At 32.6% G+C, this 26,331-nt stretch carries 27 protein-coding genes; 14 read left to right on the top strand and 13 right to left on the bottom strand.

What is annotated here, in order from left to right; all coding sequences use genetic code 11:
• Window positions 1–36: 36 nt before the first annotated feature.
• Window positions 37–900 carry an RNA polymerase sigma factor RpoD/SigA gene (locus tag QGM60_RS03105; RefSeq protein ID WP_281138765.1) on the top strand — a complete coding sequence of 288 codons (864 nt, stop codon included), beginning with the start codon at window positions 37–39 and terminating at the stop codon, window positions 898–900.
• Window positions 901–1,001: 101 nt separating this feature from the next.
• A complete protein-coding gene (gene rpsU, locus QGM60_RS03110) occupies window positions 1,002–1,196 on the top strand; it encodes a 30S ribosomal protein S21 (RefSeq protein ID WP_281138766.1) in 195 nt (64 codons plus the stop codon).
• A gap of 72 nt (window positions 1,197–1,268) precedes the next feature.
• Here rpsU and QGM60_RS03115 read toward each other — a convergent pair whose 3' ends face one another.
• Together QGM60_RS03115 and QGM60_RS03120 are read right to left on the bottom strand one after the other, a co-directional pair.
• A complete protein-coding gene (locus QGM60_RS03115) occupies window positions 1,269–1,523 on the bottom strand; it encodes a hypothetical protein (RefSeq protein ID WP_281138767.1) in 255 nt (84 codons plus the stop codon).
• Between the two features lie 66 nt (window positions 1,524–1,589).
• The gene (locus QGM60_RS03120; RefSeq protein WP_281138768.1) at window positions 1,590–2,381 is read right to left on the bottom strand and encodes a DUF2797 domain-containing protein; all 792 of its coding nucleotides are present in this window, start codon (window positions 2,379–2,381) and stop codon (window positions 1,590–1,592) included.
• A gap of 53 nt (window positions 2,382–2,434) precedes the next feature.
• On the opposite strand from QGM60_RS03120, the gene QGM60_RS03125 reads away from it, so the two are divergent.
• Window positions 2,435–3,952, top strand: a complete 1,518-nt coding sequence (locus QGM60_RS03125; protein ID WP_281138769.1) for a GH3 auxin-responsive promoter family protein — start codon at window positions 2,435–2,437, stop codon at window positions 3,950–3,952.
• A gap of 136 nt (window positions 3,953–4,088) precedes the next feature.
• Window positions 4,089–5,285: a hypothetical protein gene (locus QGM60_RS03130; protein WP_281138770.1), complete on the top strand. Its 1,197-nt coding sequence runs from the start codon at window positions 4,089–4,091 to the stop codon at window positions 5,283–5,285.
• Window positions 5,286–5,547: 262 nt separating this feature from the next.
• Here QGM60_RS03130 and clpX read toward each other — a convergent pair whose 3' ends face one another.
• The 6 genes from clpX to QGM60_RS03160 form a co-directional block, all read right to left on the bottom strand.
• A complete protein-coding gene (gene clpX / locus QGM60_RS03135) occupies window positions 5,548–6,780 on the bottom strand; it encodes an ATP-dependent Clp protease ATP-binding subunit ClpX (RefSeq protein WP_281138771.1) in 1,233 nt (410 codons plus the stop codon).
• Window positions 6,781–6,857: 77 nt separating this feature from the next.
• Complete coding sequence (locus QGM60_RS03140; RefSeq protein WP_281138772.1) at window positions 6,858–7,532, bottom strand: ATP-dependent Clp protease proteolytic subunit; 675 nt, start codon at window positions 7,530–7,532, stop codon at window positions 6,858–6,860.
• An 88-nt stretch (window positions 7,533–7,620) separates the two neighbouring features.
• Window positions 7,621–8,943, bottom strand: coding sequence for a trigger factor (gene tig / locus QGM60_RS03145; protein ID WP_281138773.1), 1,323 nt, complete (start codon window positions 8,941–8,943; stop codon window positions 7,621–7,623).
• Between the two features lie 63 nt (window positions 8,944–9,006).
• Complete coding sequence (locus tag QGM60_RS03150; RefSeq protein WP_281138774.1) at window positions 9,007–9,372, bottom strand: phage holin family protein; 366 nt, start codon at window positions 9,370–9,372, stop codon at window positions 9,007–9,009.
• Between the two features lie 18 nt (window positions 9,373–9,390).
• The gene (locus QGM60_RS03155) at window positions 9,391–10,155 is read right to left on the bottom strand and encodes an alpha/beta fold hydrolase (RefSeq protein WP_281138775.1); all 765 of its coding nucleotides are present in this window, start codon (window positions 10,153–10,155) and stop codon (window positions 9,391–9,393) included.
• Between the two features lie 6 nt (window positions 10,156–10,161).
• Window positions 10,162–10,875 carry a pyridoxine 5'-phosphate synthase gene (locus tag QGM60_RS03160; protein WP_281138776.1) on the bottom strand — a complete coding sequence of 238 codons (714 nt, stop codon included), beginning with the start codon at window positions 10,873–10,875 and terminating at the stop codon, window positions 10,162–10,164.
• A gap of 91 nt (window positions 10,876–10,966) precedes the next feature.
• On the opposite strand from QGM60_RS03160, the gene QGM60_RS03165 reads away from it, so the two are divergent.
• The 8 genes from QGM60_RS03165 (at window position 10,967) to murI (ending at window position 19,282) form a co-directional block, all read left to right on the top strand.
• Complete coding sequence (locus tag QGM60_RS03165; protein WP_281138777.1) at window positions 10,967–11,623, top strand: CBS domain-containing protein; 657 nt, start codon at window positions 10,967–10,969, stop codon at window positions 11,621–11,623.
• Between the two features lie 2 nt (window positions 11,624–11,625).
• A complete protein-coding gene (locus QGM60_RS03170) occupies window positions 11,626–12,504 on the top strand; it encodes an NAD kinase (protein WP_281138804.1) in 879 nt (292 codons plus the stop codon).
• A gap of 110 nt (window positions 12,505–12,614) precedes the next feature.
• A complete protein-coding gene (locus QGM60_RS03175) occupies window positions 12,615–13,304 on the top strand; it encodes a DUF6089 family protein (protein ID WP_281138778.1) in 690 nt (229 codons plus the stop codon).
• Entirely contained in the window at window positions 13,305–14,048 is a 744-nt protein-coding gene (locus QGM60_RS03180) for an isoprenyl transferase (RefSeq protein WP_281138779.1), read from the top strand.
• Window positions 14,017–16,641, top strand: coding sequence for an outer membrane protein assembly factor BamA (bamA, locus tag QGM60_RS03185; protein WP_281138780.1), 2,625 nt, complete (start codon window positions 14,017–14,019; stop codon window positions 16,639–16,641). Before QGM60_RS03180 ends, bamA begins: the two co-directional genes overlap by 32 nt.
• Window positions 16,642–16,792: 151 nt before the next feature.
• Window positions 16,793–17,908, top strand: a complete 1,116-nt coding sequence (locus QGM60_RS03190; RefSeq protein ID WP_281138781.1) for an OmpH family outer membrane protein — start codon at window positions 16,793–16,795, stop codon at window positions 17,906–17,908.
• 29 nt (window positions 17,909–17,937) lie between these two features.
• Entirely contained in the window at window positions 17,938–18,438 is a 501-nt protein-coding gene (locus QGM60_RS03195) for an OmpH family outer membrane protein (protein ID WP_281138782.1), read from the top strand.
• A 64-nt stretch (window positions 18,439–18,502) separates the two neighbouring features.
• A complete protein-coding gene (gene murI / locus QGM60_RS03200) occupies window positions 18,503–19,282 on the top strand; it encodes a glutamate racemase (protein WP_281138783.1) in 780 nt (259 codons plus the stop codon).
• 6 nt (window positions 19,283–19,288) lie between these two features.
• On the opposite strand, the gene QGM60_RS03205 is transcribed toward murI, so the two are convergent.
• From QGM60_RS03205 to QGM60_RS03215, 3 genes are read right to left on the bottom strand one after another with little or no spacing between them, the layout of a single operon-like run.
• Window positions 19,289–19,807: a gamma carbonic anhydrase family protein gene (locus QGM60_RS03205; RefSeq protein WP_281138784.1), complete on the bottom strand. Its 519-nt coding sequence runs from the start codon at window positions 19,805–19,807 to the stop codon at window positions 19,289–19,291.
• Window positions 19,808–19,809: 2 nt separating this feature from the next.
• The gene (locus QGM60_RS03210; protein ID WP_281138785.1) at window positions 19,810–20,544 is read right to left on the bottom strand and encodes a LytTR family DNA-binding domain-containing protein; all 735 of its coding nucleotides are present in this window, start codon (window positions 20,542–20,544) and stop codon (window positions 19,810–19,812) included.
• A gap of 1 nt (window position 20,545) precedes the next feature.
• The gene (locus QGM60_RS03215; protein ID WP_281138786.1) at window positions 20,546–22,705 is read right to left on the bottom strand and encodes a histidine kinase; all 2,160 of its coding nucleotides are present in this window, start codon (window positions 22,703–22,705) and stop codon (window positions 20,546–20,548) included.
• 215 nt (window positions 22,706–22,920) lie between these two features.
• On the opposite strand from QGM60_RS03215, the gene QGM60_RS03220 reads away from it, so the two are divergent.
• A complete protein-coding gene (locus tag QGM60_RS03220; RefSeq protein ID WP_281138787.1) occupies window positions 22,921–23,955 on the top strand; it encodes an SIMPL domain-containing protein in 1,035 nt (344 codons plus the stop codon).
• A gap of 4 nt (window positions 23,956–23,959) precedes the next feature.
• The gene (locus tag QGM60_RS03225) at window positions 23,960–25,132 is read left to right on the top strand and encodes a vWA domain-containing protein (RefSeq protein ID WP_281138788.1); all 1,173 of its coding nucleotides are present in this window, start codon (window positions 23,960–23,962) and stop codon (window positions 25,130–25,132) included.
• Window positions 25,133–25,176: 44 nt separating this feature from the next.
• On the opposite strand, the gene QGM60_RS03230 is transcribed toward QGM60_RS03225, so the two are convergent.
• Complete coding sequence (locus QGM60_RS03230) at window positions 25,177–26,190, bottom strand: type IX secretion system membrane protein PorP/SprF (RefSeq protein ID WP_281138789.1); 1,014 nt, start codon at window positions 26,188–26,190, stop codon at window positions 25,177–25,179.
• A 6-nt stretch (window positions 26,191–26,196) separates the two neighbouring features.
• Window positions 26,197–26,331: T9SS type B sorting domain-containing protein (locus QGM60_RS03235; protein ID WP_281138805.1), on the bottom strand; the 135-nt coding region annotated here is incomplete at its 5' end.

Here is a 26,331-nt window from a genome sequence, read left to right on the forward strand (position 1 = left end):
GTTATGTTATAGGTTCACTAATTTTAAAAAGGATATATGAGGCAATTAAAAATCACCAAGCAAGTTACCAACAGAGAAGATAAATCTTTAGATAAATATTTACAAGATATAAGCAAGATTCCGTTGATAACTGCTGATGAAGAAGTGGAATTAGCACAACGCATTAGAAAAGGTGATCAGGTTGCATTAGATAAACTAACTACAGCCAACTTAAGGTTTGTGGTTTCTGTTGCTAAGCAATATCAAAATCAAGGATTAAAATTACCAGATCTGATTAATGAAGGTAATGCTGGTTTAGTAAAAGCTGCTAAACGTTTTGATGAGACCAGAGGTTTTAAATTTATATCTTATGCCGTCTGGTGGATCAGACAAGCCATTTTGCAAGCTTTAGCCGAGCAATCTCGTATTGTTCGTTTACCGCTTAACAAAATTGGAACGATAAATAAAATCAATAAAACGTTCTCTCACTTAGAGCAAGTACATCAACGACCTCCGAATGCCGAGGAAATTGCAAAAGAACTAGACATTAGTACACGTGAAGTAAAACAATCCATGAAAAATTCTGGTCGTCATTTATCAATGGACGCACCATTAAAAGATGGAGAAACTTTCAGTTTATATGATGTAGTAAGTTCTGGTGAATCACCAAGACCTGATAAAGAACTAATGAATGAATCGTTAAATCTTGAAGTAGAACGTGCTTTGGAAACGTTAACTCAAAAGGAAAGTGACGTTATTCGTTTGAATTTTGGTATTGGAAATCAACCTCCTATGACCCTCGAAGAAATAGGAAGTATTTTTGATTTAACACGTGAGCGTGTAAGGCAAATTAGAGAAAAAGGGATTAGACGATTACGCCATGCAAGTAAGAGTAAAATCCTAAAAACATATTTAGGATAAAAAATAACATTGAAAACGCTTATTTAATTTTTTATTTTCAAATAGTTGCTATATATTTGCCGACCATTTGCAAGAATTAGATAACAAAAAATATCGATATAATGATAAAGATCGAAATTAAAGAAGGTGAAAATATAGAGAGAGCGCTTAAACGTTATAAGCGTAAACACAGAAATGTGCAAATAATGCAAAACTTAAGAGAGTCTCGTTATTTTACTAAGCCTTCTGTTAAAAGAAGAAGAGAGATTCAAAAAGCTGCATACATTCAGTCTTTAAGAGATCAAGAAGAAGTATAGAGATATCTTCTATAAAAGATATTAGAGGAGCTACATATTAATGTTGCTCCTTTTTTTGTTTCACCTCGTTAATTAACTTCTAGGGTTTTCATTTTCTGCTTCAAAAACAATAGAACTTATTGGTCTGTCTTCATAAAAATGAGCAAAAGTCTTATTGGTTGAATAATTATCAGTCAATACCTTATAGACCATAAGCACAATAGAAACTTGACCTACTACCGTGATATAAAATACCCAGTTAAAAGGTAAATCCATAGCACTCATTATAGTGATAGTAATCAGTAATAGAGTTGTAATAATAACGTAAAGTATGGGAGAGGTTTTCATATTGTTTTTATTATAATCTAATAAAAAACTAAAAACCAAAGTTATAGTTTAACGCATCTATAACATTTAGACATTCATTGCGATAACTAAGCCTTCATTACCTCTGATATTAAAAACAGTTTCATCTTCAAATATGAGGTATTGTCCTTTTATACCAACCAATTTTCCTGAATACTCATTGGTTTTCTCTAGGTTTAAACTCTTAGGTTTTAAAGGATATTTTTCTACTGGGAAGTGTATATGCGTCTCTGTATTAGATTCTATAAAATAATCTTTAGCTTCTTCAGGAATATATTGCTTCAGGTTTTGTCTCCATTCCATTAAATCTTCATCTTTAATATCATTCTTCAGCATATTGCGCCAGTTTGTTTTATCAGCTACATAGTCTTTCAAAGCAACTTCTGTAATACCTGCCAGATAACGATTAGGCACCTCAACAATTTCTATAGCTTCATGCGCACCTTGATCAATCCATCGTGTGGGCACCTGACTTTTTCTGGTAACACCAACTTTAACATTACTGGAATTTGCCAGATAAACAATATGTGGTTGAAGTTGTACTTTCTTTTCATACTCCAAATCTCTATCCTCTTTATCTAGATGTGCTGTACTTAACTCTGGTCGCATTATCCAATCACCAGCTACAGGTTTATCAAAAAAGCAACTCTTACAAAACCCTTGTCTGTAAATAGGCTTATCTAATCCACAGCTTAGGCATTGGTGACCAATAAGTTTCATTTCGATTGTTTTATTTAGTAATTGATTCATATGGATAAAGTCATTTTCAAAAACCAAATAATATTGAATCGGATCTAAAAACTCTGTTTGCATTTTAGTGAGTACACCTGTATAAACCATGAAAGAAATTTAGTATTTTTAGCGTTAAATATCAGTGTAAAGATAGCCAATCCATGCCAATTCCCATTGTTAATTCTATTGCTTCGTGGTTTTTAAAAAAACGATTCCATCAAATTGAATTGTTCTTAAAATATCCTAATGAGGTACAAAACGAATTGCTTTTCAGTTTATTGAAATTTGCCAAAGACACCGAAGTGGGAAAGAAATATGATTTTGCTTCTATAAAAACCTATAAAGAATTCAATGAGCGTATTCCTATTGTTAATTACGAAATAATTCAACCTTCAATTGAGCGTTCTCGAAGTGGTGAGCAAAATATTTTTTGGCCTAGACCTATAAAGTGGTTTGCTAAATCTAGTGGTACAACTAATGCTAAAAGCAAATTTATACCTGTTAGTACTGATTCCCTTGAAGACTGCCACTATGCAGCCAGCAAGGACTTACTTTGCATGTATTTAAGCAATAATGAGGACGCACAATTATTCACTGGCAAAAGCTTAAGACTAGGAGGCAGCAAAGAACTTTACAAAGAAAACGGCACTGCTTTTGGTGACTTAAGCGCTATACTAATTGATAATATGCCTTTTTGGGCCGAATTTAGCAGCACACCTAGCAACAGGGTTTCATTGATGAGTGACTGGGAAACAAAAATGGGCGCAATAGTAGATGAAACCATAAATGAAAATGTAACAAGTTTGGCTGGTGTACCATCTTGGATGCTAGTGCTTTTAAATAATGTTTTAGAAAAAACAGGCAAAGACAATATTTTTGATGTTTGGCCAAATCTAGAAGTCTATTTTCACGGAGGAGTAAGTTTTAATCCTTATATAGAACAGTATAGAAATATACTTCCTAAAAAGAGTTTTAAGTACTACGAAATTTACAATGCCTCCGAAGGATTCTTTGCCATTCAAGACCAGAATTATTCGGGCGATTTATTATTGATGTTAGATTACGGTATATTCTATGAGTTTATTCCAATGGACACTTATGGTACAGAAGAGCAAAAAGTTATCCCTCTTAGCGAAGTTCAATTAAATACCAACTATGCCATTGTCATTACTACAAATGCTGGTTTGTGGAGATATAAGGTAGGAGACACTATTCGCTTTGTAAGTCTAAAACCACATCGCATAAAAGTTTCAGGAAGAACCAAACACCATATTAATGTATTTGGTGAAGAACTGATTATTGAAAATGCCGAAGACGCTTTAAAGAAAGTCTGCAAACGAACTTCTGCAGAAATAGTTGACTACACAGCTGCACCAATTTTTATGCATGGAAAAGAAAAGGGAGCTCATGAGTGGATTATTGAATTTAAAACACCACCAGAAGATATGGCTTATTTTGAGGAATTATTTGATAATGCCTTAAAATCCTTAAATTCTGATTATGAAGCTAAGCGTTACAACAACATGACGCTTAACAAACCTAAAATTCATTGTGGCAGACCAAACTTATTCTACGATTGGCTAAAAGAAAACAACAAACTTGGAGGACAACATAAGGTGCCTCGCCTTTCAAATACCAGAAATTATGTTGAAGAGCTTTTGAAAATCAACAACATGTAATTTCATCGGATAAATCTGCATTTCATTTTTGATTATCGGTTAATATTGGTTAGTTATCTAATAAAACCGCTACAATATTAGTTTCTAGACTTTTGAAACTATATTGGTACTGCTATTAATCCATTATCCCTACGTTATGAAATTTACAGTCCATGTGCTGCTTTCTGCAGCTATGCTTTGTACAAGTACTCTATTTGGCAAAACAGATCCTATCAAAAAAAATGAAGTTGATGCGTTAAACAAAAGCGGTTATGCTTTTACAGTTAACGTTTCTCAAATTAATTCTAGATATTCTGAGATTCCAAGCGCTATGTTTAGAGACAGACTTGTTATTGTGTCTTCAAAAAAAATTGGTGCTTTTAGTAGCAAAAATCCAGTTACTAATGAACCGTTTACAGATTTGTTTTATTTAGACATTTCAGAAAATGGTAGTTTCTCTCAACCACTATTATTCAGTAGTATTCTAAATACTAAAGCTAGTGAAGGGCAAGCATCTTTTTCTCCAGATGAACGCACGGTTTACTACACAAGAAGTAGTCGTAAATATCCTAGGATTTATAAATTATACATGGCTAAGTTACATGAAGAAATTGATGGCTATTGGATGGATGAAACAGAACTTACTATTAGCAGTCATTTCTATTCTGTAGAAAACCCTCACGTATCCGCTGATGGCAAATACCTTTATTTTTCTTCTAATAAGCATGGTGGTTTTGGTGGTTTTGACATTTATAGAGCAAAAATAAACCCTGACGGTAGTATTGCAGATGCAGAAAATTTAGGAAGTACAATTAACACTGAAAAAGACGAAAAATATCCTTTTACTACTTCAGATAATTCTGAATTATATTTTTCTTCCAAAGGTCATAATAGTATAGGAGGCTATGACATCTTTATTTCTAGTATTTATTCTAAGGCATACAGTTCACCAAGAAATTTAGGACAAGCTATCAATTCTAACAAAGATGACGTTGGTTTTATGATTATAAATGGTAACAGAGGGGTGTTTTCTTCAAATAAAGATAAAGAATCAGGATTTAACATCTATCATTTTGAAGCTGAAGCTATTTATCAGGAATTAAATGGAATTGTAATGACAAGTAATGAAGAGGTTTTACCAAACTCTACAGTTATTTTATTGAATAGTACTGATCAGGAAATTGATAGACTAACAACAGATGAAACTGCCACATATAATTTTAGAATAATGCCTTTTGAAGACTATAAAATTGTAGTGAAAAAGGAAGGCTATGAAGAATATGTGATAAATCTTAATTCTAAAGATAGACTAAAAACTATTCTAAAATTATCTTCTAAACTTACAAAACTATAGTTGTTGTATTTTTAACAGTTCATCGTTTAAAAAAGTTTCTAATTTTCCTACAACGATAATTCTTGAAGTTTAACCAAAAACCAATTCAAGTTTGAAATAAGCCACTACTTTAGACGTAACAAATGTGCTATTAATCAAAACATTTAATAATAAAATTACATATTGCAAGTAATATTATATTAATCAATCCCAAACTAAATAAAAACCACAATATCATTTCTGAAATTGTGGTTTTATTTTTTTGTTCTATTTACTCTTTTACTTAAGACACTGCCTTCAATTTTTTTAAAGTAGATTTAGACAACCTGTCCTCAGCATAAGCTTTAGTAACATTTAGTTTAGTCTCACCTGAGCCTGGCAAATCAAACATAGCTTCCGTTAAAACTTCTTCACATAACGAACGTAAACCTCTAGCACCAAGTTTATACTCTATAGCTTTGTCAACGATATACTCCAAAGCACCATCAGTTATAGTAAACTCAACATCGTCCATCTCAAACAGCTTTTTATATTGTTTTATGATAGCATTTTTGGGCTCTGTAAGTATTGCTCTAAGCGTTTTAGCATCAAGAGGATCCATATGGGTTAGCACAGGTAAACGACCTATAATTTCCGGGATTAAACCAAAATCCTTAAGATCTTTAGGAATAATGTATTGAAGTATATTATCATTATCTACATTATCACCTGAATTAATAGAACTATAACCAATTGCTTGCATATTTAATCGCTTGGTTATTACACGTTCTATACCATCAAAAGCACCACCTGCAATAAATAGGATATGCTCTGTATTAACTTCTATAAATTTTTGATCAGGATGTTTACGTCCTCCTTTTGGCGGCACATTAACTACTGTTCCTTCTAAAAGCTTTAAAAGTGCTTGTTGCACACCTTCACCAGAAACATCTCTAGTTATAGATGGATTATCACTCTTACGAGCTATTTTATCAATCTCATCAATAAATACAATTCCTTTTTCAGCTTTTTCAAGATTATAATCCGCAGCTTGTAGCAAACGTGTTAAAATACTCTCAACATCTTCACCAACATAACCAGCCTCTGTCAATACCGTAGCATCTACAATTGCCAAAGGCACATTAAGCATTTTAGCTACAGTCTTTGCCATTAAAGTTTTACCTGTACCTGTTTGCCCAACCATAACGATATTACTTTTTTGTATTTCTATATCGTCATCGCTAGCAGGTTGTAATAATCGTTTGTAGTGGTTATAAACCGCAACCGACATTACACGTTTAGTGTACTCTTGACCAATTATATATTCGTCTAGAAAAGACTTAATTTCCTTAGGCTTTCTAAGCATTAATTCAGCACTTAAGTCTGAATTCCCAGCTTGTTTAGACTCTTCAACTACAATACCATGAGCTTGCTCTATACATCGATCACAGATATGAGCATCCAATCCTGCAATTAGCAAATTGGTTTCCGGCTTTTTCCTACCACAAAATGAACACTCTAATTCTTCTTTTGCCATCTTTATTTCATTTTAGTTTCCCTCATTGAAGAGGGAATCTTTTTCTTATTTCCCTTTTTAGTCGAAAGTAATTTAAATTACTTGCGCTCTAAAACTTCATCAATCATTCCGTACTTAAGAGCTTCGTCTGATTTCATCCAATAATCTCTATCAGAATCTTTTTCTACTTGCTCATAAGATTTACCTGAATGATTTGCTATAATATTATATAATTCCTCTTTAACTCTTAAAGTTTCTTTTACAGCAATTTCCATGTCTTTAACCTGACCTTGCGTACCACTCATTGGTTGGTGAATCATCACTCTAGAGTGTTTTAAAGCAGAGCGTTTCCCTTTTTCACCTGCACACAATAACACTGCTGCCATGGATGCTGCAATACCTGTACAAATCGTTGCTACATCTGGTTTTACAAATTGCATTGTATCATAAATACCTAAACCAGCATATACACTACCTCCTGGTGAGTTAATATAGATTTGAATATCTTTTGAAGCATCTACACTTTGTAAGAATAATAATTGTGCTTGAATAATATTTGCTACTTGATCATTAACTCCCGTACCCAAGAAAATGATGCGATCCATCATTAAACGTGAGAAAACATCCATTGCCACAGCATTCATCTGACGCTCTTCAATAATGTTTGGTGTTAAATTTGTAGGATACATACTTGTAAGTATCTTATCGTAATGCGCACTATTAATCCCTTGATCTTTTATGGCGAATTTTTGAAATTCTTTTCCGTAATCCATATTTTTAAGTAAGTTTTTTTTGATTTAAAAAAAAAGCGTAAAACTATTCAGTTCCACGCCTTAAAGATACTAATTTATTCATTAACCATTAACTGTAGAATTCTTTAACAAAATCATCATAAGTGATTTCTTTTGTCTTTATATTTCCTTCAGTTTTATATAGGTTTAATAATTTTTGACTCATTAATTGTTCTGACAAACGTCTTACCTCATCTTGGTTAGAAAGGATACGAGCAGCTATATCTTCTAATTCTTTCTCAGAAGGGTTCATTTGACCAAATTGTGCCATTTGAGCTTTGATCATTTCCATAGCGTGTGCTTTTAAATCCTCAAACTGAACTTGTAGGTTATGCTCTTGAATTAATTTACCTTCTATCAATTGGTAACGCATACTCTTTTCAGACTTCTCATACTCTTCTTTTGCCTGATCTTCCGTCATTGGCTCCTCGCCAGCAGTTTGCATCCATTTTTGTAAGAAGTTAGCTGGCAAGTCGAATTTTGTACTGTCAACTAAATACTCTGTAAAATCATTCAACAACTTTTGATCTCCTTGTTGTGCAAATTGTTTTTCAGAATCTTCCTTGATTTTTTCTTTTAATTCAGTTACTGATGTTACGATATCTTTTCCGAATAGCTTATCGAATAACTCTTGATCTAAATCAGCTAATTCTCTTTCGTTGATTTCTGAAATTTCAAAATCAACTTTGATATCTAAACCATGAGCATCATCATGAGACACTTTTAAGAATGTCATTAAATCATGATCGTCATTAAAAAGTCCTTTAGTTTTTAAAGAAAGAACATCCCCTACTTTAGCACCAACAAATTTCTTAGCATTAGTTTTTCCTTTAACCTTATCTAAAGTAATTGTTGCTACATTTTCTATACCTTCTTCCTCATTAGTGAATTTTCCAGTAATTTCTGATTCTTCAGTAACTTCAGTTTGAGAAACTAGTTTACCATATTGCTTCTGAATATGCTTAACTTGGTTATCAATCATTTTGTCATCTGCAACAATATTGTAATGTGTTATTGCTTTTTTGTTTTTTAGGTCAACATTAAAATCTGGTGCTAAGCCTAATTCAAATTCAAAAGAAAATGCATCAGCATCCCAATCTAAATCATCTTGTGGTTTAGGTAATGGGTTTCCTAAAACATCAAGCTTTTCCTCTGTTAAGTACTTTCCAAGCGCATCTTGCAATAATTTATTAACCTCATCTACCAATACTGCTTTTCCATACTGCTTCTTCACCATTCCCATTGGTACGTGACCTTTTCTAAAACCAGGAATGTTAGCCGACTTGCGGTAATCTGTTAAGATTTTCTCTACTTTATCGCTATAATCTTCTTTAGCGATATCCACTTTTACGACTGCATTTAGCTCATCGATGTTTTCTCTTGTAATATTCATTCTTAATTGAAACTAAAAATTGGGCTGCAAAAGTACAATATTTTTCACAACCCAACAATAGTTTTAAGCGTTTGATTTATAGCTATTTTTATCTTCTTTAAAGAAGGATTGTAAGATAGACTGAAGTATTGACAGCAAAACACTAAAAAGTATAGCTATCCATATTCCGTCAACAGAAAACCCGTCTATTAATTTATCCGCTAACAGAATAATTAGCGCATTAATAATCAACAAGAAAAGCCCTAATGTTAATATTGTTACTGGCAAGGTTAATATGACTAAAATTGGTTTTACCAACAGATTAAGTATGGCTAAAACAATGGCCACGATGAGTGCACTACCATAACCATCTACATCAACACCACCTAAAACATAAGCCAAAATAAAAACAGCCAACGCATTCAATAAAAGTCTAATTATAAGATTCATTTGTATAAATTTTTAGCTTTAAGATACAAAATTCATTACTGCATCATAAAAATCTTTTGGGTTTTCTGCATGAAGCCAATGACCAGCATTTGAAATGGTTACTATGTCTGAATTCGGAAAATGCCTATGAATTATTGAAGCATCAGATTCTCCTATATATTCCGATCTATCTCCTCGGAGAAATAAAGTATCTTTATCAAAAATTGCGTGAATTGGTAAAGCTTCACCAACCTCAGACACATTTTCCTTTAAGGCTTCTAAATTCAATCTAAGACCAAGCTGTCCTTTTTCTACCCAATACAAATTTTTGAGTAAGAACATTCGGGTTCCTGTGTCTTTAATGTATTTTGCTAATTCATCATCTGCCTCTCCTCTACTTTTTATTTGTGAAAAATCTAAACTACTTAGTCCATTTAATATCGCATCATGATGAACAGGATAATACCTTGGTGAAATATCGGCAACTATAAGCTTCTTTACTAATTCGGGATATAAAGTTGAAAATAACATTGCTGTTTTTCCACCCATAGAATGCCCTAAAAGTATAATGTCTTTTAAATTGTTTTCTTCACAATACGTCTTTAAATCTTCGGCCAGAACTTCATAATTAAAGTCATCGGAATGAAAACTACGACCATGATTACGCTGATCGACTAAGTGAACTTCAAAATTTGATTCTGAAAATTGTTTGGCTAAAGTTTTCCAATTATCTCCCATACCCAAAAAACCGTGTAAGATGATAAAAGGTTGGCCTTCGCCAATAATATTAGAATATAAACTCATTATGTATTATTTCAATTTTTCTAGATATTGCTTAATTACAGATTCTGCTCCCATATACAGACTTTCAGCAATTAAGGCATGACCAATAGAAACCTCTAAAAGGCCTGTTATATTTTCTTTGAAAAATTTAATATTATCCAAAGACAAATCATGACCTGCATTAATTCCTAATTGCAAAGTATTAGCTAAACCAGCACACTCCATATATGGTTTTATAGCTTCTTTATTACCTAAGCTATATTGATGCGCATAAGATTCTGTATAAAGTTCTATTCGATCTGTTCCTGTTTCCTTTGCTCCTTCTATTTGATGTAAATCTGGATCCACAAAAATCGAAGTTCTAATACCATTATTTTGAAATTCCGTGATCACTTCCTGTAAAAAACTTTTGTGTTTTATCGTATCCCAACCTGCATTTGAGGTAATAGCATTTTCAGCATCTGGAACAAGCGTAACTTGTGTTGGTTTCACTTCAATAACCAAATCTATAAATTTAGGAACAGGGTTTCCTTCAATATTGTATTCGGTATAAACTATAGGTTTTAGATCGTAAGCATCTTTATATCTAATGTGCCTTTCATCTGGTCTTGGATGAATGGTAATACCTTCGGCACCAAAGGCCTGAGCATCCTTAGCAAATTGTATAACATTAGGAACATCACCACCTCTACTGTTTCTTAAGGTTGCAATCTTGTTTATATTAACACTTAGTTTGGTCATCTCTAAATAGTTTTTGAGTCACAAAAATACGAAGTAGAACACGCTTTTTGCTTTATTTTTGATTAATTTGCAACATATTTAACACACAGGTATGCAGCTACAAGATTTTGTAATTAACGATGTAAAACCCTTAAATATCACTGATAAAATTAGCGATGTTCAATTGCTTTTTAATCAGTTGACTTATTCTCACATTCCAGTTCAGAATAATGGTATCTATCTTGGTTGCATTTCCGAGGCAGATGCCTATTGTTTTGAAAAAGCAAAATCTATAAGTGACTGCAACTATGCTATTGAAGGTTTTTACGTAAGACCAACCACAAATTGGCTAGATGTTCTTGAAGCTTTTGCACAAAATGACACTAACATAATGCCTGTACTAGATGAGAAGAATAAGTACTTAGGCTATTATGAACTCAACGATATTATACACTTGTTCAATGAAACACCTTTCTTCTCCGAACCTGGAGGCATTTTAATTGTTGAGAAAGGTATACACGATTATTCTTTTAGCGAAGTTTGCCAAATTGTTGAGTCAAACGACGCCAAACTCTTAGGTGCATTCATTTCTAAAATGGGTGGCGACTTAACACAAATCACCTTAAAAATAGGAAATGCCAGCTTTAATGAAGTGATACAAACTTTTAGAAGATATAGTTATAACATTATTTCTGGTCATGAAGAAGACTCTTATATCGAAAGCTTAAAAGAGCGTTCTCAGTATTTAGACAAATACCTAAATATGTAATGATGAAAGTAGCCATCTATGGACAAAATTACGTTAAGGATACAACCCAAAGCGCTGTAGAAAAACTTCTAGGCTATCTATTGGTTAAAGAAGTTGATGTATATTTTGAAAAAGAATTTCTTCAAACCCAAGACACAACTGTAATCAACAATAAAAACATTAAAATTTTTGAAACACTAGATCAAAGTTTTAACCTACTTATAAGTGTTGGTGGTGATGGCACTATACTTAGAGCTATAACTTTTGTAAGGGATTTAGGAATTCCTATCGTTGGTATCAACACAGGTCGTTTGGGATTTTTAGCCACTATACAAACTGAGGAAATTGAAAAAGCAATGTCTGAAATATTTAAAGGAAATTATAATATTTCAGAACGTTCTCTTTTAAGCATTTCAACAGATCCTGAAAATAGCGACATTGCGAAAACCAATTTTGCACTTAATGAATTAGCCATAAGCAGAAAAAACACCACATCGATGATTACTGTGGAAACACATCTTGATGGCGAATACTTAACTTCTTACTGGGCTGATGGTCTAATTTTATCCACCCCCACGGGTTCTACTGGGTACTCTTTAAGTTGTGGTGGACCAGTAATTACTCCAGCAGCAAAAAACTTTGCTCTAACACCAATAGCGCCGCATAACTTAAATGCTAGACCGTTAATAATCCCAGACAACACCATAGTAACATTCAAAGTAGATGGTAGAGAAGATCAATTTTTAATGTCTCTCGATTCAAGAATAGCTACACTTCCAAATACAACAACAGTTACCGTAAAAAAGGCTTCTTTTACAATTAAAATGGTGGTGCTTTTAGAAGAATCTTTCCTAGATACATTAAGAAAAAAGCTCCTTTGGGGAGAAGACCGTCGCAACTAAGCTAAATTTATACAATAAATCCTCATTAAATCTGTTTATCTGTAAGACAATTTGAATCAAATTGTTGAACACAAATCTTAATTGTTATATTTGCGAACTTTGAAAAATTTATGAGGTATTTTTTTCTGATTTTTATAAGTACTTTTGCCCTTAATAATGTTGATGCTCAAATCTATGAGCTTGGTATTTTTGCTGGTGGTAGTAACTTTATTGGTGATGTTGGTGCTACAGATTATATTTCACCAAATCAACTAGCTATAGGAGCTATTGCCAAGTGGAATAGAAGTCCTAGACATTCGTTTAGAGCTTCTATTATTTATTCGGACTTAGAAGGTATTGATTCTAAATCAGATGACCCTAGAAGAATAGAAAGAGATTATAGTTTTAATGCGAGTATTTTGGAAATTTCTTTAGGTATGGAATTTACATTTTTGGATTTTGATCTTCATTCAAGCGGAATGAAAGGCACCCCTTATCTATATACAGGAATAAGTACGGCATACCATAATAATTTCTATTTTTCACCAACAGGTAACAGAGTATCAGAAAACACAAGTAGTTGGGCGTACGGTATACCAATGGTATTGGGTTATAAGACTAACATTTCAAATCATCTTATATTAGCAGCAGAAATTGGTGCTCGTTATACTTTTTCTGATGAATTAGATGGCAGCGTTCCAGATTCTGAAGATAGAGAGCAACTCAGTTTTGGTAACACAAACAGTAATGATTGGTATGTGTTTTCAGGAATTACCTTAACTTATACCTTTGGTAGAAGACCTTGTTATTGCAATTTTTAAATGAGTTTAAAAGAACAAATAAATAAAGAAAAGCTACCCAACCATATTGCAATAATTATGGATGGAAATGGTCGCTGGGCTAAACAACAAGGTTTAATGCGTGTGATTGGTCATGAAAATGGCACCAAATCCGTTAGGCAAACTGTAGAAGCTAGTGCTGAGCTAGGTGTTAAAAACTTAACGCTTTATGCTTTTTCTACCGAAAATTGGAACCGTCCTAAACTAGAAGTACAAACACTGATGAAACTTTTGGTTAAATCACTAAAAAAAGAAATTAAGACCTTACAAGACAATAACATTAAGCTTTCAGCTATTGGATGCCTACACGATTTACCTAAAAAGGCGCACCAAGAACTAATAGATGTTATTGAAAAAACAAAAAACAATACAAATATGACATTAACTCTAGCTCTAAGCTACGGTTCTCGTGAAGAAATTGTTAATGTTATTAAGGAATTATCAGTTAAAGTTAAAAATAATATAATTTCTCCCGAAACTATTGATGAATCAATTATAAATAATCATCTTTACACGCAAAATTTACCAGATGTAGACCTACTTATTCGCACAAGTGGTGAACAAAGAATTAGTAATTTTTTGCTGTGGCAAATAGCTTATGCAGAATTATATTTTACGGATATTTTATGGCCAGATTTTAAAAAGGAAAATCTATACGAGGCAATCATAAACTATCAAAACAGAGAACGAAGATTTGGAAAAACGAGCGAACAACTTACCCAATAGAGCAGTGTTAAAGTCATTTATTAAATTTATTTGCATTCTATTATTCTTTACGATTTCATTTTCCGGTAATGCCCAAGTAACTGGTGGAAAAAAATACCTTATCAAAGAAATCAATGTAACAGGTAATACTAATTTTAGCCCACAAACCATTATTGCTTATTCTAAACTTAGAAAAGACGAAGAAATACAAATTGGAGGTGAAAAAATTGCCAATGCTGTAAAAACCTTATGGAAATCTAATCTTTTCAGTAGTATTGATATTTATGTAACCGATATTGATGGTGATACTGCTAATCTTGAGATTCATCTTATAGATCTCCCAGAGTTAAAAGATCTTACCATTGAAGGTGTTAAGAAAGGTAAGAAAGAAGAAATTATTAACGAAAATAAGCTTCAGGCAGGCCAAAAAGTAACAGAAAACCTTATTGCAACTACAAGAAACTATCTAACCAACAAGTATCAAAAAAAGGGATTCCTAAATACTAAAGTTGATATTTCTACATCTCAAGTTATTGACTCAGTTGAAAAAGAAAGAGTCAATATGCTTATCAAAATTGATAAAGGAGAAAAAGTAAAAATCAAGAAAATTACTTTTGAAGGTAATGAAAAAATAAAGGATAAAAAGCTTCGTAAAGCTATGAAAAACACGAAGCAAAAAAGTCTTAGTCCTTTAAGAATCTTCAAACGTTCAAAATATATTGAAGAAGATTTCAGAGAAGATTTAGTTAGTCTTGTTGATTACTACAAAGAGAATGGTTATAGAGATGCTAGGGTTATCTCAGATTCTATATCCTATGTAAATGATAAAAACATTAACTTAAATATAAAAGTAGAAGAAGGAGAGAAATACACTTTCGGTAAAATTACTTTTGTTGGTAATACAATATACTCTGACCAACAACTTTCTAATATTTTAGGTATTAAAGAAGGGGATACATATAATGGTGTAGAATTAAGAGAGCGTATTGCTAACACTAAAAATCCAGATGCCGATGACTTAACCAACGCTTATCAAAACTTTGGTTATATGTTCTCTACCATAAATCCAGTGGAAATTAGTGCAGAGGGTAATGTTATTGATATGGAGATTCGTATTTCTGAAGGTAAACCTGCTTTCTATAACGAAGTTACTGTTGTAGGAAACGATGTCACTAATGACCATGTTATATATAGGGAGATTAGAACGCGTCCGGGTGAGCTTTACAGAAAATCAGAGATTATAAGAACAATAAGAGAGCTTGGTCAGCTAGGCTTCTTTGATGCACAACAAATCACTCCTAATATAAAAAACCCAAACCCTGTTGATGGTACTTTAGATATTGAATATTCTGTAGTAGAACAAGGTTCTAGCCAAATACAACTACAAGGTGGTTATGGTGGAGGTGGCTTCATAGGTACTTTAGGTCTTTCTTTTAACAATTTTGCTATCAAAGATATTTTCAAGAAAGATGCATACAAACCTGTACCAAGAGGTGATGGACAGAGTTTAGCATTAAGACTTCAAGCTAGTCAATATTTCCAGACCTATAGCTTTTCATTTAGTGAACCTTGGTTTGGTGGTAAAAAGCCATATCAATTATCAACATCAATTTCTCACTCAAAGCAGTTTCTATATAATTCTGTAACCCGAAGAGCAGATAGAAGCCAAAGCTTTAATATTACCGGTATTACACTTGGTTTATCTACCCGATTATCCAAACCTGATGATTACTTTGTATTATCTCAAGCTTTAGGTTTCCAACACTATGATTTAAACAACTACAACACAAGGCTATTTACTTTTGGTGACGGTTCATCTAATAATTTATCTTATACTATTGGCTTAAGTAGAAACAACCTTTACACAGACCCTATTTACCCTACTGGTGGTTCAAATTTTAGTGTATCAGCCAAGTTTACATTCCCTTATTCACTAGTAAATGGTGTAGATTACGATGATCTTGCTGATGACAGAGCTGGTCAAACAGAAATAATAAACGATTATCAATCTGGTTCAAATAATGTCTCCCAAGCTGCATATAATGATGCATTAGATAGAAGAGCTGAAATTGACCAAGAACGTTATAAGTGGTTAGAATTCTACAAAATTAAGTTTAAGGTAGATTGGTATACAGCACTTACAAAAAAGTTAGTACTAAGACCTAGCATGGAGTTTGGTTTCTTAGGTGCCTACAACAATGCTAGAGGTGTTATTCCTTTTGAGCGATTTTTTGTCGGTGGTGACGGTTTAGCCAACTATTCATTAGATGGTAGAGAAGTTGTACAGCTACGTGGTTATCCAAACCAATCTTTATCTAGTACAGATGGTGGATCTATTTATAATAAATTCTCATTAGAGTTACGCTACCCTATTACACTGGGTGCTCAAGCTAAGATATACGCATTATCTTTCTTAGAAGCAGGTGCTTCAGTTGATACATTCAAAGATTTTGACCCATTTAATCTAAATCGATCTGCAGGATTTGGTCTAAGAATATTTATGCCAGCCTTCGGACTTTTAGGTATAGATTTCGGTCATGGTTTCGACAACCTACCAGATGGTTCTGCACCAAGACAGTGGGAAACACACTTTATAATTGGGCAACAATTTTAAGTTTGGCACGATATTTTCTAAAAGCATAATAAGTATTTGATCATGGTGTTAAAATTTTTAAGAATATATTTCGTTAACTTTGAAGCGAAGCGACTCTAAGCCAAAAGTTTTAGATTAGCTTATAGAAGTCTCAAATAAACAAAATAAACTAATGATGAAGTACAAAGTTCTTTTTTTACTAATAGCACTAAGCTTTATGAATTTCAGTGCTTATGCACAACGTGGAGTAAGAATTGGGTATATAGATACTGAATATATTTTACAAAATGTACCAGAGTTTCAAGAAGCGTCATCTCAGTTAGATAAAAAAGTGCTTCAATGGAAAAGCGAAATTGAAAAACGCTTGAATGAAATTGATCAAAAGAAAAAAGAATTAGAAAACGAAAGCATACTTCTTACTAAAGAGTTATATGAAGAACGTTTTGAAGATATTTCATTTGAAGAAGCAGAAATTTTAGACTATCAACAAAAGCGTTTTGGACCTGAAGGAGATTTAATGATTCAAAAGCGTCAATTGGTAGAGCCTATACAAGATCAAATTTTTGCTGCAGTGCAGGAAATAGCAGAATCAAAGCAATTCGATTTTGTTTTTGATAAATCAGCAGATGTTGTAATGCTTTATTCAGCCGAACGCTATGATATTAGTGAGCAAGTATTAAGAACAATAACTCGCGCATCCAACAGAAGTCAAGCAAAAAACAAAAAAGAACGAAAAGAATTAGAAGATGAAGAAGTTATCCCTGTTGTAGATGGCGATAAAGATGAGCGCCAGAGAGCTTTAGATGAAAGAAAAGCAAAACGTGAGGCAGATTTAGCAGCAAAACGTGCTGAAAGAGAAGAAGCATTGGCTAAAAGAAGAGCTGCGCAAGATTCAATTAGAAATGCAAATAGACTAGAAGCTGAGGCTCGTCGCCAAAAAATACTAGATCAACGCAATGGAAACTCTGATGATGACGATAAAGCCAAGACAACGAAAAAAGATTCTTCAGTACAAGCCAAAACGATTGTAAAAGCCGATAGTACTAAAGCTAAAAATGCTATTAAAAAAGATTCAACAGCTGGTAAGGAACCTAAAACAGAGGCTGAGATATTAAGAGAGGCTCGCGAACAAAAAGTAAAAGATAGAGAAGCTAGACAAAAGTCTCTAGAAGAACGAAAAAAGAAAATAATAGAACAACGAAAAAAAGCACGTGAAGAACGTGAAAAACAAATACAAAAGAGAGATTCTATAGCTAACGCTAAGAAAAACGAAGACGAAAACAATTAATTTATAACACACAAACACAATTTAGAAAAATGAAACATTTAAAATCGTTATTATTTGCAGCAGTATTATTTGTAGGTGCTACGAGTTTCAGTAATGCACAAAGTAAAGTTGCTCATATTGACAAGCAAGAGCTTATCAAAGCTATGCCAGAATACACAGCTGCTCAGGCAGAAATTGAAAAACTTGGTAAAACTTATGAAGCTACAATCCAAGGTTCTCTTAAAGAATTGGATACAAAATTAAAGCAATACAATGCTGAAGCTGAAGGAAAAACTGAAGAAGAAAACATGAAGCGTATGCAAGAGGTTGAAGGCATGAAACAAAGTTTAGGTCAATACCAACAACAAGCTCAAAAAGACTTACAGGAAAAAGAATTCAATTTATTGAAGCCTATTGTTGAGAAAGCTGACAATGCAATCAAAGCTGTAGCTAAAGCTCAAGGTTTTCAATATGTTTTAGATTCTGCTATGTTAGTCGTTGCAGATGGTAAAGACTTATTGGCAGATGTAAAAAAACAATTAGGTATTTAATATCTTAAAAAATAATATTTTTAGAAAGTCGCTTTGTTTAAAGCGACTTTTTATTTTTGTAACTATGAGCAACAAACCTATAGGCATTTTTGATTCTGGTATTGGAGGCACTTCTATTTTTAAGGAGATAAACGCACTTCTACCTAACGAAAATATCATATATCTAGCAGATAGTAAAAATGCTCCCTATGGTAATAAATCTGCAGAAGACATCCTTCAGCTAAGCATAAAAAACACGGAATACCTTCTAAAAAAAGGTTCTAAGATAATTGTAGTAGCATGCAATACCGCCACAACTAATGCTATTGATTTTCTACGTGAAAATTACAACACCCCATTTATAGGTATTGAACCAGCTATAAAACCTGCAGCACTAAATACTGAAACTAAAGTGATTGGCATTTTAGCCACCAAAGGTACTTTGAGTAGCCAATTATTTTATAAAACCTCTAGTTTGCATACAAACGGTATTAAAGTTATTGAACAAATTGGAGAAGGTATCGTTCCACTTATTGAAACAGGAAAGTTAGAATCTGAAGAAATGCAAGCCCTTTTAGAAACTTATCTAAAACCAATGCTAGATCAGAATATAGACTATTTAGTGCTAGGCTGTACACATTATCCTTACCTAATCCCTATGTTGGTTAAAATGCTTCCTAAGCACATTAAGATCATTGATTCTGGAAGAGCTGTTGCCAAACAAACTCAAGCCATCTTAAATTCTAATAATTTATTGAATTCTGAAGTAAGGAAACCTGAGGTTAACTTATATACCAACGGAAATTTAGAAATATTAAATACTATAGTAGAAAATAAATTCAATACAGCTTATCTAGACTTTTAAGTAGATTTATTCTTCTTTAAACCAACTTGAATATTTTACATAGTTATTTGCAATTCTATCAATTTCACCTGAAATTAATTCTTTACTAATATCTTTTACCTTTTTTGCTGGTACACCAGCATAAATGCTACCAGATTCTACAATGGTATTTTTAGTCACTACGGCACCTGCGGCAATTATACTATTGCTTTCTACCACACAATCGTCCATAACAATACTTCCCATACCAATTAGCACATTATCTTTTATTGTACAACCATGAACTATGGCATTGTGACCAATAGAAACATTATTGCCTATAGTTGTTGGGGACTTTTGATAAGTAGCATGGATTACAGCTCCGTCTTGAATATTGACTTTATTACCCATTTTTATAAAATGGACATCACCTCTTATTACAGCGTTAAACCAAACACTACAATTAGTTCCCATAGTAACTTCGCCTACTATAGTTGCATTGTCTGCAACAAAACAATCTTCTGGTATATGAGGATGTATTCCTCTAACAGGTTTTATTATTGGCATAATTATTTAAAATAAGATAATAAATTAGACTTTTTAGAAGCTGAAACCATAATTTCCTTTCCGTTACTTAACACCACACTTCCTCCTTTGCCTTTAACATATTTCACAACTTCATTGACATTGATTAAATAACTTTTATGAACTCTTGCAAAATTAGCTTCTGCTAAGTTCTCTTCAATATACTTTAAAGTTTTACTAACGAGCTTCTTTTTATTGTTTTTCAGGTAAATTTCTGTGTAGTTATCATCGGCTTTGCAATACATAATTTCAGATGTTTCTAAGACTTCAAAACCATCTTGTTGTGGTATCGTAATTTTACCATTTACAATATTTGTTTTAGGCACCAAAACCTGATCTTGCAAAGCGTCTTCTTTAGTTTTAATTTCCAGAACATAATCAACTGCCTTTATTAATTCATCTATTGAAATTGGCTTCATTAGATAATAGGATGCATGTGCATTCAAGGCATCAATTGCATAATGATTATATGCGGTCACGAAAATAGTTTCAAAATCTATATCTCCAACTTTATCCAACAAATCAAAAGCATTTCCATAAGGCATTTCTACGTCAAGAAATACAACATCTAAGTCATTATTTCTAATTAAAACTAAGGCTTCATCGACATTAGATGCTTCTCCTATTATGGAAATATTAGGACAATATTTAGTGAGGTAATTTCTAAGTATTTCCCTACTAGTCTCTTCGTCTTCTACAAGAATGGCATTTAATTTCATCTTAATCCTTTTTTAAAGTCACTATTACTTTAGTTCCTACATCATCTAGTTGCTGAAAATCTTCAATAAAAACATCGACTTTGTCTTTGTACATTTCATTTAATATGGCAACACGTTTTTTTATGTTATTCATACCTTTTGAGTTTTGTTTTTTCTGATGACTAGTTTTTAAAGCTTTTGAACGTTCCCTACCAATACCATCGTCAGTAATGGTAATTGTAATTTCATCTTTTGATTTAGGGGCTATACTAATTTTTAAATGTCCTTTTTCAATTTTATATCGCAATCCATGCCACACAGCATTTTCTATGTAAGGTTGTAATAGCATTGGTGGAATTTGAAAATCTTCAGTATCAATAGTCTCGTCTACCTCAATAGAATAATCAAACTTGTCTTGAAATCTAAAGTGTTCTAGTTTTGTATAAAGCTGAAGCAATTCAATTTCTTTTTTCAACGAAATAAAATCTTCTTCACTATTTTCTAAAACTGACCGCATAAGCTGAGAAAAATCCGAAAGATATTTGTTTGCAGTTCGTTCATCATTGGTTGCAATAAAACTATTCACTGAGTTTAAAGCATTAAAAATAAAATGCGGATTCATCTGACTTCTCAATGATTTTAAAGCTAATAAGTTATTTGCCAAGCGCTGTTGCTTAATGTATTTGAACATAAAATATGCGGTAACAAGTAATAAAATTAGACCTCCAATAAGTGAGTAAATAATTAATTGCTGACGCTTATTACGCTCTGTTGTAAGGGCATATTTACTTTGAGACAAAGCTCTATCACTTTCTAATGACGTTATCCTATTCTGTTGTTCTACCATGTTCCTGCTAAAACGTGCTGCTTGAGAAATTTCCTGAGATTTCTTCGCATACAAAGCGTCTACAACATTCTTAAACTCATCAATAGCAGCTCTTCCCTTTTCTTCATCACCAAGATTGTAATACGCTTCTGAAACACGTCGTGTAGCATCTTTCTTTACTTCTAAATCTCCTTTTTTATCGGCTTCTTCAATACTTTTTTCAAAATAAGGAATGGCATTAGCCCAATCGTTTTGTAACAAATAAGCGTTACCTATTTTATAATTTTGCTTTTGTAAGGTTAATGCACTTTCATTAGGAATGATGGAATCGCTTTCAATATCTTCTATACCTTCAATGGCCTCTTTTCTTAGTACAATTTCCGATTCGTAATCTCGATTGAGATTATTAAACTCAGCGACTTTAACCTGTTCTTGCACAGCTCGCTTTTTATTTTCCCCAGAAGCCAGATTTAACGAATTGGTATAATAATTTTTAGCTTCAGCTTTATTACCTTGAATACTATAGCCTTCAGCTATTTTAGAATTTAAATCGGTTACTTTAGGAGCTATGAGATGTTCCTTTGCCACTTTCAGTCCTTCTTCATAGGCTTTAATAGCTTCAGAGAATTTTTTTAGTTCAAGTTTTGTATCCCCTAAACCTTCATAATAAGTTGTCTTCTCGTAATTGGATAAATTGGATAGGTTTATCGAATTATATGTAGAAATACTTTCGTTAGGTTCACCGTTTTTTAAATAAGCTTTGGCAAGTTTTAAGTTAGCTGAAGACGTATCTTGATTTTGTAAACTGATTTTATAAGCAGAAATGGCTAAATCAAATTGTTTCCAGTACATATATATATCGCCTAACAATTCATGAGCTTCTGCACTTTGGCTAGAATTGATATCTACATTTAATGCGTCACCAATAAATTTTATACTTTTTTCTGCATCCTTTTTAAGATAGGTATCTGCAGAATCAATCATTTTATTGAACTGTCTGAAATTGCTACTAAGTTTATTTTGTCTAGTCGACTTATCAGCTTCTACAACCTCTATAGTTATACGTTCATTGGATCTTATGGTATAATATATCGTTTCAAAATCTTTATGACTTACTATAACTTCATCACCAATTTTTGCTTTTATGGTAAACCTACCATCAAAATCTGTTGTAGTATATTTTCCTCCGTTTATTAAAACTTCTACATCTTTATATGGCTCACGCGTTTTTTTATCGTAAACAGAACCTCTAATATTAAGAAGTGCTTCAGGTTTATAGTTATCCTCATACTTGTTTTGGCTAAAACTTAAAGTACAACATGCAATTACTATAATAAATGTAAGAAGTGTTCTCACCAGTCAATTTCAATTAATTGGAATAAACTTACATACTTTATTTGATTTGCTAAAATCATAACCTCTCATTTATATTCTCTTTTCTGTAAAAAATGACTGCATAACTAAAAAAAGTGCTCAGTTCCCTAATCTAAATGACTAGCATACTCATTCTCACTTTTTATTACTGTTTTTTCAATAGAGCTTTACGCATTAATCAAAAAACATTAAAACAAATGAAAAAACACACATTAGTAGTATTACTCCTCCTCTTTGGAAGTTACTACTTTCTATCCGCTCAACACAAAGGCAATTACAACCAAATCACCCCAGAAATTTCTAGACAAAACATCTTGACTTCTGGAAACGCCCACATCTACAACCCTACCGTTCAAAAACAAATACATAAAGTATTACAACCAAGTAATGTTTTGAGTATTGATGTGAAAGCACTTCAAAATGTTATGGCTACTACTTATACAGCAGTGTTCAATGTTTCGCAGATTGGCACTTCAGCAGAAAACACCAATACTTTAATGAAAGAACGCGTAGACAATATTAAAAAAGAACTAAATGCTATAGGTATCGTCGCAAAGGATGTTGCAATCGATGTTATTTCCTTTGTTCCTGTCTACGAAGTTGAAGTCACTAAAAAATTATTTAGTAAGACCTATACTGAAGTTCCGAAAGGTTTTGAGCTTCAACAAAACATACACATTCAGTTTACCAAAACAAATCAATTTGAATCTATTCTTGAAGCGTGTGCAAAAAGTGAAGTTTACAACTTGGTAAAAGTAGATTACTACATTGAAGATATCCAAGGCGTCTATAAAAATCTTCAAGATGAATTACTGAAACTCATAGAAGATAAAAAGAGTTATTACAAAGTCCTTGGTTTTGATTTAGCTAAATATGATGTTGCAATAGCAGACGATAAATACTGCTATTTTCCAAAAGATTTCTACCAAAGCTACCAAGCTTACAATAGTGTTTCTTTTGAAGCTTTTGATAGAAAAAAAGGAGTTACAAGTGCTCAAAAACAAACTTCATATTACTATCAGCCTCTAACTTATGAGAATTATGATCTGGTTGTAAACCCTTCAATATTGGAGCCCGTAGTTCAAATAGGTATGAATATCAAATTAGTTTTTACTCCAAAACCAAAAGAAAAGAAAGAAGAGGTTACCGTGAAGACTGAAATAGATCACAAGTATTATGTGATATCTCCGAACGGAACTATTGACGTTAAAGAATTAAATACAAAAAAATAAGACTATGAAAACAATTTCCAAATCCTTAGTAATAGCATTAGGACTAACAACAATTTTGTCCTGCAATGCAAAAACAAAAAATGATTCCGATAAATTAGCAATAGCTGAAACAAAAATTGAAACTCCATTAGTTAGAGTAGAACCAGAAATAAAGGTTGCGCTGTTACTTGACACTAGTAATAGTATGGATGGGCTCATAGACCAAGCAAAAGCACAATTATGGCAAATTGTAAATGAGCTTTCTTACGCCAAATGTGAAGAAAAAAGTCCCAATCTCAAAATAGCACTTTACGAGTATGGTAATGACAACTTAAATGCAGATGAAGGTTATTTGAGACAAGTAATAGCGTTTAGTGACGACTTAGATGAAATCTCAAAATCATTATTTTTACTTACTACAAATGGTGGAAATGAATATTGTGGTAAAGTTATTCAAACAGCCCTAAATCAATTAGAATGGGGAGAAGAAAAAAATGATTTAAAACTCATATTTATTGCAGGAAACGAGCCTTATACCCAAGGTAACGTAAGCTACAAAGAAGCTTCAGGTTTAGCCCATAAAAATGATGTTACTGTAAACACTATTTTTTGCGGAGATTATAATCAAGGTATTTCAACCTATTGGAAAGACGGCGCAGACTTAACTCATGGAAATTACATGGCTATAAATCACAATCAAGCAACAGTACACATAGCTTCACCTTATGACGATAAAATTTTAGAGTTCAATGAAAAGCTAAATAAAACATATATAGCTTATGGTAGAAATGGTAGAGCTAAAATGGAAATGCAAGCCGAGCAAGACCTAAATGCTATGAGCTATGATAAAGCAAATGCAGTTAGCAGAACAGTGAGTAAAAGTTCTAAGTTTTACACAAATACCTCTTGGGATCTAGTAGATGCGGAAAAGGAAGATAATTTCTCTTATGAGGATTTAAAAGAAGAGCAATTACCTGAAGAATTAAAAGGTAAATCTAAAAGTGAAATTAAATCTTATGTTGAAGCTAAACGAAAAGAACGTGAATCAATACAAAAAGAAATTACAGAACTCAACTCTAAACGAAAAGCATATATTTCCAACAAATCAAATACTACTGAAAACGGATTAGAAAATGCGATGATAAAAGCAATTAAAACCCAAGCTGAAAAGAAAAATTACAAATGGGAAAAATCTTAAATAAAAAAGGCTCAATTTAAAATTGAGCCTTTTTTATTATTTTATTAGTTTATCGCTGGACAGTTACATTCGTATTTCTCTCTTCTACAATTGAAATTATAACCAAGAGTTATTTGATGAAAACCACCAGTATTAAAATTAACCGTATTAGCTTGATATGAATACGTATAAGCAAACACAAATTGATTAAAATCAACACCTAAGAAAGGAGTTATATATTGTGCTTTTTGATTACTTACACCTGTACCGTCAAAAAACTCTGCACCATCAAGGCTTCGTCTATAAGATAATCCACCCCAAACTTTACCAAAGTCCATTTCTCTGTACACTTTCAAATTCACATCTATGGATGATTCTTTAGTAGCATCTCTATACATATACATTAAAGAAGGTTCATAACTCCAATCACTTCCAAATTTACTTATTGTATAACCAGCAGATAATAAATAACGTCTTAGATTTTTAAACTCAAAATCCCCATTTTCATTTACATTAACGCCATCATTTTCTAAAATGTTTTTTGCTGTTGCATGAACATAAAAATCCACATAATGATATGAAAATCCAAAATCAATATTAAAATTAGTTGCGCTTTGTTCTGAAGGATCTACAAGAGGATCAAACTCACCAGGAGCTAACCAACTTGTTTGATCTAAGTTATACTGAAGAAAACCAGCACTCAAACCAAAAGACAACATATTTAAATCGATCTCATTCCTAGAAAACATAAGATGGTAAGCAAATGTTGCATAACCACCAACTGTTGAGTGATAACCATTTTCATCATTAAAAACAACACCACCAAGAGCAACTGGAGAATCTCCTAATCTTCCATTCATACTCAAAGTTTGTAAACTTGGTGCATCATCAACACCAAACCACTGTTGCCTAGCAGTCAACCTTACCTTGGCACAATTAGCAACTCCAGCCATAGAAGGGTGAATTAAATAATAATTATCGGTTAAGTAATCCGAGTAAACTGGGATACCTTCCTGTGCAAAACCAAAATTTGCAACTAAAGCTAAAAGTGCTACTAAACAATATTTTTTTAATCTCATATTTTTTTATCGTTTCAAGGTAAAATGGGCTTTAAATTCTTTAGGTTCGTTTGTTGTTGGTTCGACATATTCCACGGTGAACCAATAATCGCTACTCGGCATTAGGTTCCCATTAAAGGTACCGTCCCAACCAGATCCCGA

The sequence above is a fragment of the Winogradskyella sp. SYSU M77433 genome, from assembly GCF_029911945.1.
Taxonomy (GTDB): Bacteria; Bacteroidota; Bacteroidia; order Flavobacteriales; family Flavobacteriaceae; genus Winogradskyella.